11 protein-coding genes, 2 pseudogenes and 3 CRISPR repeat arrays (1 of these 16 cut by a window edge) are annotated in these 16,741 nt (G+C 47.1%); of the genes and pseudogenes, 8 read left to right on the top strand and 5 right to left on the bottom strand.

Annotation, left to right across the window (positions count from 1 at the left end; translation table 11 throughout):
• Positions 1-272: direct repeats of the CRISPR family, unit length 32 nt; unit sequence GTCGCACTCTATGTGAGTGCGTGGATTGAAAT (it extends 1,171 nt beyond the left edge of the window).
• A 52-nt stretch (positions 273-324) separates the two neighbouring features.
• The 3 genes and pseudogenes from BN3795_RS00095 to mntA all read right to left on the bottom strand — a co-directional run bounded on the left by BN3795_RS00095 (position 325) and on the right by mntA (position 3,711).
• Positions 325-1,444, bottom strand: a pseudogene (locus tag BN3795_RS00095) (IS3 family transposase).
• 84 nt (positions 1,445-1,528) lie between these two features.
• A CRISPR array of direct repeats spans positions 1,529-2,759; the repeat unit is 32 nt; unit sequence GTCGCACTCTATGTGAGTGCGTGGATTGAAAT.
• A gap of 131 nt (positions 2,760-2,890) precedes the next feature.
• Entirely contained in the window at positions 2,891-3,301 is a 411-nt protein-coding gene (hepT, locus tag BN3795_RS00105) for a type VII toxin-antitoxin system HepT family RNase toxin (protein WP_068782734.1), read from the bottom strand.
• A 5-nt stretch (positions 3,302-3,306) separates the two neighbouring features.
• The gene (gene mntA / locus BN3795_RS00110) at positions 3,307-3,711 is read right to left on the bottom strand and encodes a type VII toxin-antitoxin system MntA family adenylyltransferase antitoxin (RefSeq protein ID WP_068782735.1); all 405 of its coding nucleotides are present in this window, start codon (positions 3,709-3,711) and stop codon (positions 3,307-3,309) included.
• A gap of 180 nt (positions 3,712-3,891) precedes the next feature.
• Here mntA and BN3795_RS00115 point away from each other — a divergent pair, with 180 nt between their 5' ends.
• The 7 genes and pseudogenes from BN3795_RS00115 to cas2 all read left to right on the top strand — a co-directional run bounded on the left by BN3795_RS00115 (position 3,892) and on the right by cas2 (position 11,896).
• Complete coding sequence (locus BN3795_RS00115) at positions 3,892-6,309, top strand: CRISPR-associated helicase/endonuclease Cas3 (protein ID WP_068782724.1); 2,418 nt, start codon at positions 3,892-3,894, stop codon at positions 6,307-6,309.
• A gap of 85 nt (positions 6,310-6,394) precedes the next feature.
• The gene (cas5c, locus tag BN3795_RS00120) at positions 6,395-7,108 is read left to right on the top strand and encodes a type I-C CRISPR-associated protein Cas5c (RefSeq protein ID WP_068782725.1); all 714 of its coding nucleotides are present in this window, start codon (positions 6,395-6,397) and stop codon (positions 7,106-7,108) included.
• A gap of 1 nt (position 7,109) precedes the next feature.
• Positions 7,110-8,999: a type I-C CRISPR-associated protein Cas8c/Csd1 gene (cas8c, locus tag BN3795_RS00125; RefSeq protein ID WP_068782726.1), complete on the top strand. Its 1,890-nt coding sequence runs from the start codon at positions 7,110-7,112 to the stop codon at positions 8,997-8,999.
• Positions 8,996-9,918, top strand: a pseudogene (cas7c, locus tag BN3795_RS00130) (type I-C CRISPR-associated protein Cas7/Csd2). The gene cas8c and the pseudogene cas7c overlap by 4 nt, the downstream one beginning before the upstream one ends.
• Positions 9,908-10,567: a CRISPR-associated protein Cas4 gene (gene cas4 / locus BN3795_RS00135; RefSeq protein WP_068782727.1), complete on the top strand. Its 660-nt coding sequence runs from the start codon at positions 9,908-9,910 to the stop codon at positions 10,565-10,567. The pseudogene cas7c and the gene cas4 overlap by 11 nt, the downstream one beginning before the upstream one ends.
• Complete coding sequence (cas1c, locus tag BN3795_RS00140; RefSeq protein WP_068782728.1) at positions 10,564-11,595, top strand: type I-C CRISPR-associated endonuclease Cas1c; 1,032 nt, start codon at positions 10,564-10,566, stop codon at positions 11,593-11,595. The genes cas4 and cas1c overlap by 4 nt, the downstream gene beginning before the upstream one ends.
• 10 nt (positions 11,596-11,605) lie before the next feature.
• Complete coding sequence (gene cas2 / locus BN3795_RS00145) at positions 11,606-11,896, top strand: CRISPR-associated endonuclease Cas2 (protein ID WP_068782729.1); 291 nt, start codon at positions 11,606-11,608, stop codon at positions 11,894-11,896.
• A 177-nt stretch (positions 11,897-12,073) separates the two neighbouring features.
• Positions 12,074-14,809: direct repeats of the CRISPR family, unit length 33 nt; unit sequence ATTTCGCTCTCTGTGGAGAGCGTGGATTGAAAG.
• A gap of 674 nt (positions 14,810-15,483) precedes the next feature.
• Here cas2 and BN3795_RS00150 read toward each other — a convergent pair.
• A complete protein-coding gene (locus BN3795_RS00150; RefSeq protein ID WP_068782730.1) occupies positions 15,484-15,699 on the bottom strand; it encodes a helix-turn-helix domain-containing protein in 216 nt (71 codons plus the stop codon).
• Between the two features lie 174 nt (positions 15,700-15,873).
• Between BN3795_RS00150 and BN3795_RS00155 the strand changes: the two genes are divergently transcribed.
• The gene (locus BN3795_RS00155) at positions 15,874-16,158 is read left to right on the top strand and encodes a DUF6809 family protein (protein ID WP_068782731.1); all 285 of its coding nucleotides are present in this window, start codon (positions 15,874-15,876) and stop codon (positions 16,156-16,158) included.
• Between the two features lie 56 nt (positions 16,159-16,214).
• Here BN3795_RS00155 and BN3795_RS00160 read toward each other — a convergent pair.
• The coding region (locus BN3795_RS00160; protein WP_269800201.1) for a stalk domain-containing protein at positions 16,215-16,741 on the bottom strand (527 nt) is incomplete at its 5' end.

Raw genomic sequence — 16,741 nt, forward strand, 5'->3', positions numbered from 1 at the left:
ATCAGGCCAAAGTAGCTGATGAAATATTGCCTGCCATTGTCGCACTCTATGTGAGTGCGTGGATTGAAATCCTCTTTGTCTCTAAAGCGTTCGGAAACTACTACCGGTCGCACTCTATGTGAGTGCGTGGATTGAAATAGATGTCTCAAGCGCTAGGAAGTGGGTTGCTACAAGTCGCACTCTATGTGAGTGCGTGGATTGAAATCGAACGCATTTGGGGCGATAATGCAAAGCTAGTAGTCGCACTCTATGTGAGTGCGTGGATTGAAATTCGTAGACCTCTTCCAGCCATTCGGTCATCATGACTGGATTGTCAACAGTAAATCAGACAGCTTTTTTAAGGGCCTCTTGGCGGTACTGAACAGGTGTCATGTATCCCAGTGTTCCGTGAATGCGATGCTTATTAAACCAGTTGACGTAATCGTATAGTTCAATCTCCAAATGGCGAAGGCTTTGAAATTCCATCTGGTTGATGAACTCGGTTTTCAGACCTTGTAGGTGGCTTCTGCTACGGCATTGTCATAGGGACAGCCCTTCATGCTCAGAGAACGACCGATCTCAAAGGTTTCCAGAAGCTCGTCCATCTTTTCATTTTTAAATTCACTGCCACGGTCTGTATGAAACCACTGAATTTGATGCAGATCGCCCTGCACTGTGGCAAAGGCACGAGAAACCAGAGCAGCGTCCTTGTTCGGACCTGCACTATGACCGATAATCTCTCGATTGAACAAGTCAACGAGTAGACAAATGTAGTGCCACTGGTTCTGAACCTTCACATAGGTCAGGTCGCTGACGACGAAGCGCTTGGTCTCGGTTTGGTCAAATTCACGATTCAGGATGTTGGCTATGGCTTCTTCGTTGCATGCGGCTTTATGCGGCTTATACTGCGCCACCGTGTACGTAGAAACCAGTCCTTGTTCTTTCATAATCCGGCCAATTCGACGTCTGGACACGACAATGCCTTGTTCCTGGAGCTTGACTTTGATCTTTCGTGTACCGTAAGCTCTTCGATTTTTGTGGAAAATCTCCACAATCGCTTTAGTGATCTCGTCTTCGTTCGGTTGTTCCTTCACTTCATAGTAAAAGGTGCTTCTTGCGATTTGCAGGACGTCACACATTGCTGATACCGAGTATTTATCACAGTTGTTCTGGATGATAGCTACTTTCGTCCCATGATCAGCGCGGCTTGCTTTAAAATATCGTTCTCCATCCTCAAGCGTTGGAGTTCTTTACGCAAAGCGATGAGTTCATTTTCTTCAGGTGAACGATTGTCCTTCTCTTTGAACGAACCCGTCGTTTGAGCTTGCTTGATCCATCGGTCTAAAGCTGAAGCTGTGAGGCCGTATTCCTCCACAATCGCAGCCCGGGATTTTCCGTTTTCATAGAGTTGCACCATTTGCTTTTTAAATTCTGAGGTGAAGGTACGCCGTTGTTGTTTTGGCATTGTAGAGATCCGCTCCTTAACATAATAGGTTTATTCTACAAGCCCTTATTTTTCTTGTCCAACTAAGTGTAGCCGATCCAGACCGTCGCACTCTATGTGAGTGCGTGGATTGAAATAAAACTTATATCGTCGATATTCACTCCGTACAGCCGTCGCACTCTATGTGAGTGCGTGGATTGAAATAAACAGCTCGTAAAGCTCCACGGGACTTAGCTGGTCGCACTCTATGTGAGTGCGTGGATTGAAATCAAACAGGCTTGTGCAATCACCAAAGACGGTAATGTCGCACTCTATGTGAGTGCGTGGATTGAAATAGGCTGAACTTACCGAGAAGGACGCAACCATAACGTCGCACTCTATGTGAGTGCGTGGATTGAAATGCGAATACCTGGATGATGTTTTAATGAAAGCAGGTCGCACTCTATGTGAGTGCGTGGATTGAAATGGACAGAGGCTGTCGTGAGGGACGCCTTCGTCCTGTCGCACTCTACGTGAGTGCGTGGATTGAAATTAGCATCTTCCGGTTAACCTCACGGGATAGGTTCAGTCGCACTCTACGTGAGTGCGTGGATTGAAATATCCAAGAGTCAATTTCCTTGAAAATGTAAAGGGTCGCACTCTACGTGAGTGCGTGGATTGAAATTGGTCAAGCGGGTTATTCTTACGAGTACGTGGGGTCGCACTCTACGTGAGTGCGTGGATTGAAATAGGTTAGCATCCATATCAAACAGTTCCTTCAAAAGTCGCACTCTACGTGAGTGCGTGGATTGAAATATTTTTTTCGTTGGCTGCCGATCCCGGTATTCGTGTCGCACTCTACGTGAGTGCGTGGATTGAAATTCTGAAAGGTGGTGGTTTGTCCGATATCTGTCCGTTGTCGCACTCTATGTGAGTGCGTGGATTGAAATGTCTACAAGAACAACACAGGTACGGTCGGAGTATGCGTCGCACTCTATGTGAGTGCGTGGATTGAAATCCGGATGCTGAAGCATTTGGCCCGGGAACTGGACGGTCGCACTCTATGTGAGTGCGTGGATTGAAATCATTCGGTGGCGGGGACAGCGGCATCACCGGGATCACGTCGCACTCTATGTGAGTGCGTGGATTGAAATAGCGCAACAGGTCGCGACGATGCTGGCGGACCGCGCGTCGCACTCTACGTGAGTGCGTGGATTGAAATATTATCCAAGATCGCGAAGCTGGAGCTGGGCAGTAGGTCGCACTCTACGTGAGTGCGTGGATTGAAATAGATAGCCGGCAGCCAGTCGCGTACAGCACCTCGAGTCGCACTCCACATGAGTGCGTGGATAGAAATGATGATCCGCCGCGCGTAATTGGTGCAATCGAACGTGTCCGCGCGCACTCCTTGTATCCGCAGTAAGAGTTCCATCTAGCCGATGTGCCGTTCGGGGGTCCGAGAATAGGGGGGAAGAGGAATGTTAAGGGTTATGCATCGAAATCTCTGACTTTTGTTGCAAAAAGAACGAAATCATCAATATGGTGCTCAATAATCGCCTGGACAATTTCGACCTGAATGCTTCGGTAATCGTGTACAGCAATGTTGCGAAACCCAACCATAGCCTTTAGATTGCGGTTGAGCGACTCGTCAATCACTCCATTGTCCATCAGCAAATCAAAAGCATCCCGGCTGCTTTGAGGGATCCCCCATTTATTTTCCGAGACCAAATGCATGGCCAGATCGATACATGCTTCGCAGGCGCGCTGTAAATTAAGAATAATGGAATCCTGCTTGGTGTAATTTAAGAGGTTCTCCCGCTTTCCTTCATACTCTTCCTGGATCCGTTTCAGACAACGGTGGATCGTTTCCGATTTGTTCGTCACGATATCGCGGTTCAATTCCTTCACCCTCTTCGATAATTCTCCATGATTTCTTTACGTTCGTCATTGAGCAGGGCATACTCCTTCAAAGCTTGCATAAATGCAGTCTGCCGCACATAAGGCTCGAAATCCTGCAGGACTTCGCCGCTTCCAATAATCTGTGCTTTGAAGACGGGGGTGGCTTGTGGAAAATAAATCAGATCGACCTCTCGATGGACAAGATCGGCTAGTTCCGATGCGGCCATAAATAGTTCATAAGCAGAGGGAGCCGGGAGTTCGGATATAAAAGCAATATCCACGTCGCTGTCTGGGTGCATTTCTCCCCTAGCCGCCGATCCAAATAAAATCACGGTATGCGCCTTGAATCGCTTGCTCAAATAATCCATGATGGCTGATTTTTGTTGGGGTTCAAGTTCCGGATTAGGCATTGGACACCGTCCATTCGTTAAATCAAATAAGTACCCTATCATGAGCGTATCCAAATCAGATTGAAAATACAAGTCGTTCTCGTTCAATGAGACTTTTTACCTGCATATTGGTGAAATATGACAAATCTTGCGGTAAAATAGAACTAGGTTATCTAGGATCATACGCGAGGAGATGTGCTTGTGTATATTGCCCATGTACGAGAACTCGATAGAGAAATTCAACCGGTAAACGCGCACTTGCTTGGAGTACAACGACTAGCGGAACGGTTCGGAGAAAAGCTGGGCCTGAAACATGTTGCCGGGTTAGCTGGGGTGCTTCACGATCTGGGGAAATATAGCGATAAGTTCCAACAATATATAGACGTTGTTGCCTTTCACCCTGAATGGCCCCAGCCGAAGCGCGGTGAGGTTGATCACTCTACAGCTGGAGGCAGATTACTGTTTTCGCTGCTCCATCATAAGGAAAGTACCTTCTGTGAAAAGCTTCTGGCCGAAATCGTCGGCAATGCCATCCTCTCTCATCACTCCAACCTCCAAGATTATCTCTCACCTGAGATCAAATCCGATTATCTAAGACGAGTACAAGATACGAATCTTCCTGAATACGAATTGGCTGTTGAACGTTTTTATCAGGATACGATGTCCGAGGAAGAACTTATCCATTATATTCATACTGCCGTAGATGAATTGGAGAAATTTACTAATCGCACGCCGGAGCAAAGTTTTTTCCTTACCAAGTATATCTTCAGTTGCTTAGTTGATGCGGATCGGACCAACACACGATGCTTCGAAGAACAGATTGAAACAGAAGAGTCCACCGATCATCTTCTTTTATTTGACACCTACTACCGTCGTTTAATAGATCATCTGGCCACTCTTAAAGAAAAAAGCGATGCAAGCGAACCGATCAATGTGCTGAGAGCCCAAATGTCGGAACAGTGCGATGAGTTCGCTGCCGAACGTTCGTCCGGCATTTATACGTTATCCATCCCCACGGGTGGTGGCAAAACACTTGCCAGTCTTCGTTATGCGCTCAGACATGCCGGCAAGTACAAAAAGCAGCGGATCATTTATGTTGTCCCCTATACCACAATCATCGAGCAAAACGCGGATGAGGTCAGGAAGGTATTGAAGGATAGCGAACATATTTTAGAACATCACTCCAATATTATTGAGGACGATCCGAATGGCATAGAAGATGGGGATGAAGCGGATGACGGGCTTATTACGAACAAAGAGAAACTTAAGCTGGCTCGCGACAATTGGGACAGCCCGATCATTTTTACTACCCTTGTCCAATTCCTCGATGTTTTTTATGCCAAAGGAAACCGCAATACCCGTCGTATGCATAATCTGAGTCATTCGGTGATTGTCTTTGACGAAGTGCAGAAAGTCCCTATTCACTGTATTTCTCTATTTAATGAGGCGTTGAATTTCTTGAAACAGGAGGCCCATTGCAGCATTCTTCTCTGCACGGCTACTCAACCTACTCTGGAAGGAGTAAAGCACAGCCTTTTGAAGGACCGGGATGGGGAGATCGTGCAGAACCTTTCTGAAGTTGCGAAGGCTTTTAAACGGGTAGAGCTTATTGATAAAACGGAAAATCCTATGACGAATGAGACGCTGGCCGATTGGGTGAAGTCGGAAATCGACGGATGGGGCAGCACCCTCATCATCCTGAATACGAAAAGGGTGGTTAAGGACTTATATGAAAAGTTAAAAGATGCCCCCGTGCCGGTCTATCATCTGAGCACCTCGATGTGTGCGGCACACCGGAAAGAGCAGCTCAAAGAAATCCGAGATAGGCTCAATCAACAAGTCCCCTTGATCTGCGTAACCACCCAATTGATAGAAGCCGGTGTCGATGTCAGCTTTAAATGTGTGATCCGCTCGTTAGCTGGACTGGACTCGATTGCCCAGGCAGCCGGGCGATGCAATCGGCACGGAGAAGACGAATCGCAGAACGTATACATTATTGATCATGCGGATGAAGCAATTTCGAAGCTGAAGGAGATTAAAGTCGGGAAAGATGTGTCCCGTCATGTACTAGCCAAGTTTAAGAAAAAACCTGATAAATATGAAGGTAACCTGCTTTTGCCACAGGCGATGAGTGAATATTTCCGCTATTACTACAATAGAATGGAGGTCAATTTAAACTATAACGTTAAGAAATTAGATAAAGAGATGACCAAGCTTTTGATGTCTCTTTCTCAGGAAAATGATTATGTGACCCACTACCAAAAGAAAAATGGGACAAGATTTCCTTTAATTTTAAATGGCAGCTACAAAACGGCAGCAGAGCACTTTAAGGTCATTGATCAAAACACGACGTCCGTTCTCGTGCCTTATGGAGGAGGCAAAGAACTCATTGCTCAATTGAATAGCGGAGCCTGGCTTGAAGATATAAGCAAGTTTTTGAAACAAGCCCAGCAGTATACGGTGAATTTGTATTCGCAAGAGCTGGAGCAATTAAGACGGGATAACGCCATTGTAGAACACTTGGACGGCATGATTTATGAGTTGAAAGAGAACTGGTATAGCGATGAGTATGGGGTGGACTTGAAGGGGGAGGGGGGAATGGACTTTATGGGTTTTTAAGTTTAGAAGAATCGAACCTATCGAATTGCCGATAGGTTCCCGACTCTATGTTATCGATAAGGGAGTAAAGGAGGTGATCCAAACCATGAGAAATGAAGTCCAGTTCGAAGTTTTCGGCGACTACGCTTTATTCACCGATCCTCTAACCAAAATTGGAGGTGAGAAGCTATCTTACAGTGTGCCTACCTACCAGGCAATTAAAGGCATACTAGAGTCCATCTACTGGAAGCCGACTATCATGTATATCATCGACGAACTACGTGTAATGAATCCGATCCAGATGGAATCGAAAGGCGTGCGTCCGATGGATTACGGGGGCGGGAACACGCTGGCTAATTATACGTATCTTAAGGATGTCCATTATCAAGTGAAGGCCCATTTTGTCTTTAACGAACACCGGCCGGATCTCGCCTTTGACCGCAATGAAGGGAAGCATTACAGCATCCTTCAGCGTTCGTTGAAGGCGGGTGGACGCAGAGATATTTTCCTGGGTACTAGAGAATGTCAGGGATATGTTCAGCCTTGTGAATTTGGCAGCGGAGAGGGTTTTTACGATACGGATGAAAGAACGCAGTATTTAGGAACGATGGTTCATGGGTTCAATTATCCGGATGAAACAGGGGTGAATGAGCTTTCGGTAAGGCTATGGCCTGTTGAGATGGAACAAGGGTATATCCGGTTTCGAAAGCCGGAGGAGTGCACGATTGTTCGTTCCGTTCGAGAGATGGAACCCAAATTATTCCATTCGGATGACATCGAGTCTGCGGAACAACTGCTTCGTGATTTAGGAGGTGAATGAGATGAGTTGGCTGCTCCACCTATATGAGACGTATGAGGCTAATTTGGATCAAGTCGGGAAAACGGTGAAAAAAAGGAGTGACCGGGAATACACGCTGCTGCCGGTTTCGCATACGACCCAGAATGCACATATTGAAGTGACGATCGATGAAGACGGTGATTTTCTGGAGGCCAGGGTGTTGGATAAAGAGAGTACCTTAATCCCCTGTACTGAAGAATCAGCAAGTCGGTCAGGTTCCAAGGTTGCTCCATACCCGTTACATGACAAATTAAGTTATGTCGCTGGCGACTTCGTCAAGTATGGCGGTCAGATCAAAAATCCGGAAGAAATCCCTTTTGAGAAGTATATCCGTAATTTGGAGGAATGGGCCAATTCGCCCTATGCGACGGAGAAACTGAAATGGATTTATACGTATTTGCGCAAGGGGCGGTTAATCGAGGACCTGGTTGCTGCCCAAATAATCAAACTCGACGAAAACCAGCAATTGATAGAGAAATGGGATGATAAATACACGGCCAAGCTCGGGGAAAAGCCGCCTATTTTCTCCAGCGGAGCTGCGGAGACATCCAGCGCTTTTATTAGATTTAATGCGTTTACCCCTGATTCACCGGAGGATGTATGGAAAGACAAAGCGATGTTTGATTCGTTTATTGCCTTTTACAATCAGAAGCTGGGGGAACAGGACGTTTGTTTCGTTACCGGAGACACTCGTCCGAGTACGGAGCGGCATGCGAACAAAATTCGCCATGCGGCAGACAAAGCAAAGTTAATTTCTGCGAATGACAATTCTGGCTTCACCTTTCGCGGACGATTCAAAACAAGCAAGGAAGCGGTAGCAATCAGTTATGAGGTGTCGCAGAAAGCGCATAACGCCTTGAAATGGCTGATTCACCGCCAGGGGAAAACGATTGATGAACGTGTCTTTCTGGTATGGGGCAACGATAACAATCCGGTTCCCAATACCGATGAGGATATCGTAGACATGATGCAGCATTCAGGCCGGGAGATCGAACGAGAACCGGATACGGACAAGCCGTACGCCGATCAGGTCAAACGAGCGATTGACGGCTACCGGAATGACCTGACCTACCAGGCAGAGGTGAATATTCTCGTTCTGGACTCGGCAACGACAGGCCGGATGGCCGTGCTTTACTACCGTCATCTGAATAAAGAGCTGTATTTGAACCGATTGGAAGAATGGCATAAGTCTTGTGCCTGGGAGCATCGGTATCGCAAGGATGAAGAGCAGTTTATCTCATTTTATGGAGCGCCGGCGACCAAGGATATTGCTTTTGCTGCTTACGGCCCAAGGGCGAGTGAGAAGATCGTCAAAGGTTTGATGGAACGGATCATTCCTTGCATCGTGGATGGACGCGCGGTCCCCCGAGACATTGTTAGAAGTGCCTTTCACCGGGCGTCGAATCCGGTTTCGATGGAACGGTGGGAATGGGAGAAGACGCTAAGTATTGCATGCGCACTGATTCGGAAAGGGCTGTTGGAAAAAGAAGAAGGGGAGGAATGGAATGTGCCGCTAAACACCGAGTCCAAGGATCGGAGTTATCTGTTTGGCCGTTTGCTGGCTGTGGCGGATGTGCTTGAACGAGGAGCGCTGGGCAAAGACGAGACGAGATCCACCAACGCGATTCGTTATATGAACTCTTTTGCCCAAAATCCGGGCCGTACCTGGAAAACCATTCAAGCTAGCCTGCAGCCTTATCAGGCCAAGCTGGGAACGAAAGCTACTTATTTATCCAAGATGATTGATGAAATCGCCGATCAATTTAAGGATGGCGACTTTAATAATGCTCCTTTAACAGAGCAATATTTGCTGGGATTCTATAGTCAGCGCCGTGAACTTTATAAGAAAAAAGAGGAGGATACAAACGAATGAGCACTCTTGGTCATAAAATCGATTTTGCAGTTATCCTATCGGTTACAAAAGCCAATCCGAACGGAGACCCCCTGAACGGGAATCGCCCTCGCCAAAATTATGACGGACGCGGTGAAATCTCTGATGTTGCGATCAAGCGTAAAATCCGCAATCGCTTGCTGGATATGGGAGAGAAGGTTTTTGTCCAGTCGGATGATAGAAAAGCGGATGAATTCAAAAGTTTGCGTGAACGTGCGGACGCCCATCCGGAGTTGGCGAAGATGCTGAAGGGGAAAAATGCCTCGACGGATGAATTTGCCAAGCTGGCTTGTCAGGAATGGATCGATGTGCGTAGTTTTGGACAAGTATTTGCTTTCAAAGGTTCCGAGCTGTCTGTTGGCGTCCGTGGTCCTGTGTCCATCCATACCGCAACAAGCGTTGACCCGATCGATATTGTCAGCACCCAGATTACCAAAAGCGTCAACTCCGTGACGGGAGACAAGCGCAGCTCCGATACGATGGGCATGAAGCATCGTGTGGATTTTGGCGTGTACGTGTTCAAGGGCAGCATTAACACCCAACTTGCGGAGAAGACAGGTTTTACGGAAGAAGATGCGGAGAAAATTAAACAAGCGCTGATCACGCTGTTTGAGAATGACAGCTCCTCCGCCCGCCCGGAAGGCAGTATGGAAGTCCATAAGGTTTACTGGTGGAACCATTCTTCCAAGCTGGGACAATATTCGTCGGCCAAAGTGCATCGTTCCTTAAAAGTTTGATAGCAGTTGCGGCAACCGACGGGCCTAAGCAATATTCGTCGGCCAAAGTGCATCGTTCCTTAAAAGTTCGTTCGACCTCTACGGAGCCGAAAAGTTTTGACGACTATACAATTGAACTAGAGGAACTCGATGGTTTGAATGTCGAGGTTATTAATGGTCGTTAATGACGAGGACCGTTATTTGATGTTGTCGGGGCTCCAGCATTTCCAATTTTGCAAACGTCAGTGGGCCCTGATTCATATTGAACAGCAATGGGAGGAAAATGTCAGAACCATCGAAGGTCAGCATTTACATCAAAAAGCGGATCAACCGTTTATCAAGGAGAAGCGTGGAGACAAGCTGGTCGTTCGCGCGATGCCGATTCAATCCACGGAACTGCGGTTAAGCGGAATCTGTGATGTGGTTGAATTTGTCCAGGACCCGGATGGAGTAGAATTGGCGGGAAGGGAAGGGACTTATAAGGTCTACCCGGTTGAGTATAAGCGGGGAAAGCCGAAAAAAGGCGACGAAGACGTCATTCAGCTAGCAGCCCAAGCGATGTGCCTGGAAGAGATGATGTTGTGCCGGGTAGACACAGGGTACCTATTCTACAACGAAATCAAGCATCGCATCGAAGTTTCGATGAGTGACCTGCTGCGTGATCAGGTAAGACAAATGGCTACTGAAATGCATCATTATTACGATAGACGTCATCCGCCGAAGGTAAAGACGGGGCCATTTTGTAAAAATTGCTCATTACAGCATATCTGTATGCCCAATCTGATGCACAAACGCTCTGTCCAAAGCTACATCGAGGGGAGGCTGAGTGAATGAGGAAGCTGTTAAACACGTTATATGTGACTCAGCCGGATACGTACTTGGCGCTTGATGGCGACAATGTGTTATTGCTCAAGGATGAGGAGAAGCTTGGCCGGTTGCCGCTTCATAATCTGGAGGCCATCGTCAGCTTTGGATACACGGGGGCTAGTCCTGCGTTAATGGGGTATTGTGCGGATCGCAATATATCCATCACCTTCTTGACGCAAAGCGGGAGATTCTTGGCCAGAGTGATCGGCGAAAGCCGGGGAAATGTCGTTTTGCGAAAGACGCAGTACCGGATTTCCGAGAATGAAGAGGAAGCTACGAAGATCGCCAGGAACTTTATTACAGGAAAAATCTATAACCACAAATGGATCCTGGAGCGTATGACGCGAGACTATCCGCTGCGCATGGATGTTGAACAATTCAAATCCGTATCGAGCTTGCTGTCGGATATTTTGCGCGAAGTCCGTAACAGTCATAACCTGGAGAGCTTGCGAGGCTGGGAAGGTCAAGCGGCAGCTTACTATAACCGTGTGTTTGATCAGATGATTTTGCAGCAAAAGGACCATTTCTTCTTTCACGGAAGATCGAGAAGACCCCCAAAAGACAACGTAAATGCGATGCTGTCGCTCGCCTACACACTTTTGGCTAAAGATATGGCTGCGGCTCTGGAAACCGTGGGCCTCGATGCTTACGTCGGCTTTATGCACCAAGACCGTCCCGGCCGGGCCTCCTTGGCTTTGGATCTCATGGAAGAGTTGCGAGGAATCTATGCAGACCGGTTTGTGCTTTCGCTGATCAACCGTAAAGAAGTGACCGCAAGCGACTTTGTTACCAAGGAAAATGGAGCTGTGCTGATGACGGACGAAGCCCGCAAAACGTTCCTCAAAGCATGGCAAACCAAAAAGCAAGAGAGTATGACACACCCCTATTTGGGTGAGAAGATCTCTTGGGGGCTGGTCCCTTACGCTCAAGCCTTATTATTGGCCCGTTTCTTGCGCGGTGATCTAGATGAGTATCCGCCATTTTTGTGGAAGTAGGTGAGCCCTAATGCTTGTACTCATTACTTATGATGTTCAAACGTCAGGGGCGGGAGGTGCCGCAAGGCTGCGCAAAGTGTCCAAGGCATGTCAGAACTACGGGCAGCGGGTGCAGAATTCCGTGTTTGAATGCATTGTGGATGCGGCCCAATTTACTGCTTTGAAATTAGAGCTGGCTCAGTTAATTGATGAAGAACAAGATAGCTTGCGCTTTTATCGCTTGGGCAATAACTACAAGACCAAGGTAGAGCATATGGGCGCTAAACCCTCATTGGATTTAGAAGACCCCTTAATCTTCTAATGGCTCATGGTGCGAACCCCAAGCGCACATCAAATCCCTGGGAGGTTCGCACCCCGCGTCATTAAAGGGTTTGTCTTGATTTTGGTTGAAATCAAAGGTGAAATTTCGCTCTCGCAAAATGGGTTCGCACTTCTAGGGCTGTGAGGCCTTGTGGCTTATGGCCTCACTGGGCCCGCTATTTCGCTCTCTGTGGAGAGCGTGGATTGAAAGCCCAACTGCGGTTTGACTCTGAAGAAGCCGGAGACATTTCGCTCTCTGTGGAGAGCGTGGATTGAAAGCGGGTGATCCGAGGAGAATATTTTTGTCTCAGTATTTCGCTCTCTGTGGAGAGCGTGGATTGAAAGAACGCGCCTTTATAAGGATTTCGTGGCTGACTGATTTCGCTCTCTGTGGAGAGCGTGGATTGAAAGAAGTCAAATGATTACGTTGAAGCAGTTGAGCTTAATTTCGCTCTCTGTGGAGAGCGTGGATTGAAAGGCTCTATCCAAGGGCATAAAGACGGCATATTCCAAGATTTCGCTCTCTGTGGAGAGCGTGGATTGAAAGCCGCAGGTCCGACAACATGGGCCGCTTATCCGGGATTTCGCTCTCTGTGGAGAGCGTGGATTGAAAGAGCGCGTGGTCGAAATCTACTTTGGTGATGGACAAGTATTTCGCTCTCTGTGGAGAGCGTGGATTGAAAGATCCTCCTGCAGCGTACGGCGCCCTTGCTCGCCAATTTCGCTCTCTGTGGAGAGCGTGGATTGAAAGAACATGCGAATGATATTTACTTTTCCGCCCCCCTGATTTCGCTCTCTGTGGAGAGCGTGGATTGAAAGTTTCATCTCACGGTACTGTTTGAGCGCCAATTCAACTATTTCGCTCTCTGTGGAGAGCGTGGATTGAAAGATTAAATTGAGGGCGGTTTCCCGCCCATCAGTTAAATATTTCGCTCTCTGTGGAGAGCGTGGATTGAAAGACCTAAAGACAATTTCTACGACTCCTCACTAAATATTTCGCTCTCTGTGGAGAGCGTGGATTGAAAGAGCAAAACTTTACGCTGCCAGTGGCGATCGGCACAGATTTCGCTCTCTGTGGAGAGCGTGGATTGAAAGATCTCCGGGAGGTCGGTATTTTTGCCACCGATCCGGATTTCGCTCTCTGTGGAGAGCGTGGATTGAAAGATAGGATAGAGGGACTTCCCGCTCTTTGTCCCCTATTTCGCTCTCTGTGGAGAGCGTGGATTGAAAGTTTGGGTTTCGCAACATTGCTGTACACGATTACCATTTCGCTCTCTGTGGAGAGCGTGGATTGAAAGCTCGAACTATCCGACCGGACCAATAAGGCGAATGATTTCGCTCTCTGTGGAGAGCGTGGATTGAAAGATATAAAATGGCGTTACGAAACCAGCAGCTTTGATTTCGCTCTCTGTGGAGAGTGTGGATTGAAAGAGTTAGCGCCGGAATACGAGCATCGGCCATGCCGGATTTCGCTCTCTGTGGAGAGCGTGGATTGAAAGGATTTGCCTTCTGCTCCAGCTCCGACAGCCATTTAAAATTTCGCTCTCTGTGGAGAGCGTGGATTGAAAGCGTGTACTGTAGACGGCATAGGCGCAGCCGAGAGATTTCGCTCTCTGTGGAGAGCGTGGATTGAAAGACGTGCGGCCGAACCCAGGTTAAGACCTTGAAACATTTCGCTCTCTGTGGAGAGCGTGGATTGAAAGCCTGCAAATCAGTTAGGGACGCTTTTTCCGCCAACATTTCGCTCTCTGTGGAGAGCGTGGATTGAAAGTCCCGGCGGGTTAATCGCCTTGTGCTGCATCTGGATTTCGCTCTCTGTGGAGAGCGTGGATTGAAAGATTAATAGTCACGAATACCGGGATCGGAAGCCAACATTTCGCTCTCTGTGGAGAGCGTGGATTGAAAGGATCTGCTGCTGCAGAATCTTATCTGCAATGTTACATTTCGCTCTCTGTGGAGAGCGTGGATTGAAAGGTCCGGTCCGTCAGGTGGGTTAGACCCTCGGCGGCATTTCGCTCTCTGTGGAGAGCGTGGATTGAAAGAATAATTCCATGAGGTGATCAAATGACTAAAGAATATTTCGCTCTCTGTGGAGAGCGTGGATTGAAAGCTCGGTTTGAGAAACAAAGCGATGGTCGAGTTAATTTCGCTCTCTGTGGAGAGCGTGGATTGAAAGCGAACTGGATTGAAGTACCTAAGACACATCAAGCGATTTCGCTCTCTGTGGAGAGCGTGGATTGAAAGGATAAGCTTTCCGGCGTAGTCATACCAATCATGATTTCGCTCTCTGTGGAGAGCGTGGATTGAAAGAATCTCCCGAGGGATCATTAGGATTCCCCTCCTATTTCGCTCTCTGTGGAGAGTGTGGATTGAAAGTGACGAAGAGGCCGAACTGCGCATCGAGGGCGAGATTTCGCTCTCTGTGGAGAGCGTGGATTGAAAGTCCGTAACACTCGCGGACTGCCGCGTCGATACGATTTCGCTCTCTGTGGAGAGCGTGGATTGAAAGGCGTAGAGTGCCCGGTTAACGCCAATATGTGGCTATTTCGCTCTCTGTGGAGAGCGTGGATTGAAAGTATAAACTCATGCCATTGGTGGTAGTCGCTATATAATTTCGCTCTCTGTGGAGAGCGTGGATTGAAAGTACTCAAGGATGAATATGGGTTAGATAATTATGCATTTCGCTCTCTGTGGAGAGCGTGGATTGAAAGTGGATTATTTCGGTGCCAAAGATCGACCTGTACAAATTTCGCTCTCTGTGGAGAGCGTGGATTGAAAGAAAAAGTAGATCATAATCAAAATTTCGCAAAAGATTTCGCTCTCTGTGGAGAGCGTGGATTGAAAGACTCCAGAACTTTGCATAAGTTTACGAACTTCCGAATTTCGCTCTCTGTGGAGAGCGTGGATTGAAAGGATTGAGGCTGAGTCTTAAGCCGGTTTTGCTTTCGTCGCTCTCCATGTGAGAGCGTGGATTGAAAGTTCGTATTCCTTATAAGGCATTGCAAAAGTTACGTCGCTCTCCATGTGAGAGCGTGGATTGAAAGTACCAAAAGGATAGCAAAATCAGAGGCAATATGGTCGCTCTCCATGTGAGAGCGTGGATTGAAAGATTGCTTTAGGTGTAGCACTCGCGGGTGCGTTGAGTCGCTCTCCATGCGAGAGCGTGGATTGAAAGCTTGAATAATCTCCATTAGCTGTTTTGCATATACTTGTCGCTCTCCATGTGAGAGCGTGTATTGAAAGAACTACTCCGGCGCCGGTCTACGACCGCCTGGCATTTCGCTCTCTGTGGAGAGCGTGGATTGAAAGGTCATTATATTGACGAGATAGCATTGCGAGAGAATTTCGCTCTCTGTGGAGAGCGGGATTGAAAGATTCCCGAGGTGAAGCTGGCAAATCTGTCGACTGAGATTTCGCTCTCTGTGGAGAGCGTGAATTGAAAGCCTATCGTGCGGTTAAGCTCATGTGGTAGCCGCTTATTTCGCTCTCTGTGGAGAGCGTGGATTAAAATCGTCAACCTGTGTATGAGGATTGAGTAACTTGAGAAATTCACACGAAATCAATTCGTTCTTAAATCTCACGGTTTGTTTATTCATCTATTATTTCAAGGATTTCTCTGATATCACTAATTTTCAAAGCTTCAGCAATTTTCTCTATATGGCTAAAACTGATACTTTCCCGTTTACCATTAGCTAGCTCGCTCAGTGCGGCGTGCCTAACATCAGATAATCGGGATAACTCCCGTAATGAGATATTATGCTCTTTCGTAAGTTCCTTAATTTTTACAATAACTCGTTTAGCCATTCCAATTCACTCCAAACCGGATAGAGGTTACTTGACTATACGCAAAAGCGTAACGTATAATACGGTTATTAGTGGTACGCAAATGCGTACAATCATTTTATTTCATCGTTTTATTTAGAAAATTGGTATTGATTTGCTATTCCAATAATTGATTTGGCGAAAAGGAGGAGCCCCATGCCATCCATTCTAGACTCTATCTACTACGGCAACCTTCTCCCCGAAGAGCAGGTTGTCCCCAAAGATCCGCAATACCGCCGGCTCAGCAGAGAACTGTCCGAAGCCATGATAGCTTGGAGGGAGAAGCTTTCTGTTGAAGATTTTAACGAACTAGAGACATTGATCGACCTTCAGCAGCAAATTCAGGGAATGGAGATGGCGGCGGCATTTGCTTATGGATTTAAGTTAGGATCGGGGCTGATGGTTGAGATCATGACGGGATATGGGCTGGTCAAGGTGTGAAGCAACTTTAGCAAAAAAGCGTAAGGCTCCAATGCCATACGCTTTTTTTCAGCAACTCAGTTAACTGTTACTTTCACTACATAGCTTGATTGATCCCATTCCACTTTTGCACCTATCGTTTCAGAAATAAGGCGCAGTGGAACGATGATGCTTTCATTTAGAAATTTTGCAGGAGTGTCAATTTTTATTTTGGAGCCATTGACTACGGCAAAGGATTCGCCGGCTGTTAGTCTTATACTCAAGTTGCCCTTAGTAATAAGAACTTCGTTTCTTTTACTGGGTTCCCACTTTACTTCAGCCCCTAAAGCTTCAAAAACCCCCCGAATCGATACATAGACGGAATTATCAATGATTTGAGGGGAGACATTCATTTGTATGTCTTTGCCGTTAACTTGAACTCGTATCGGTCTTTGAACTACTAAAGGGATTTGAGTCTTTTTTACATCAACTTTGTTGATCGCTAGCTGGCCAAATTGATTATCACCCAAGCTGTAAATGATACCGCTCTTATCTAAAAAGTAGGTCGTATTATACCCGCCTGCAACGGCGGTTGCATGCTGAATCCCTTTGATTTTGGTAGGTT

The organism is Paenibacillus phocaeensis, from assembly GCF_900021165.1.
In the GTDB taxonomy this organism is placed as follows: Bacteria; Bacillota; Bacilli; order Paenibacillales; family Paenibacillaceae; genus Fontibacillus; species Fontibacillus phocaensis.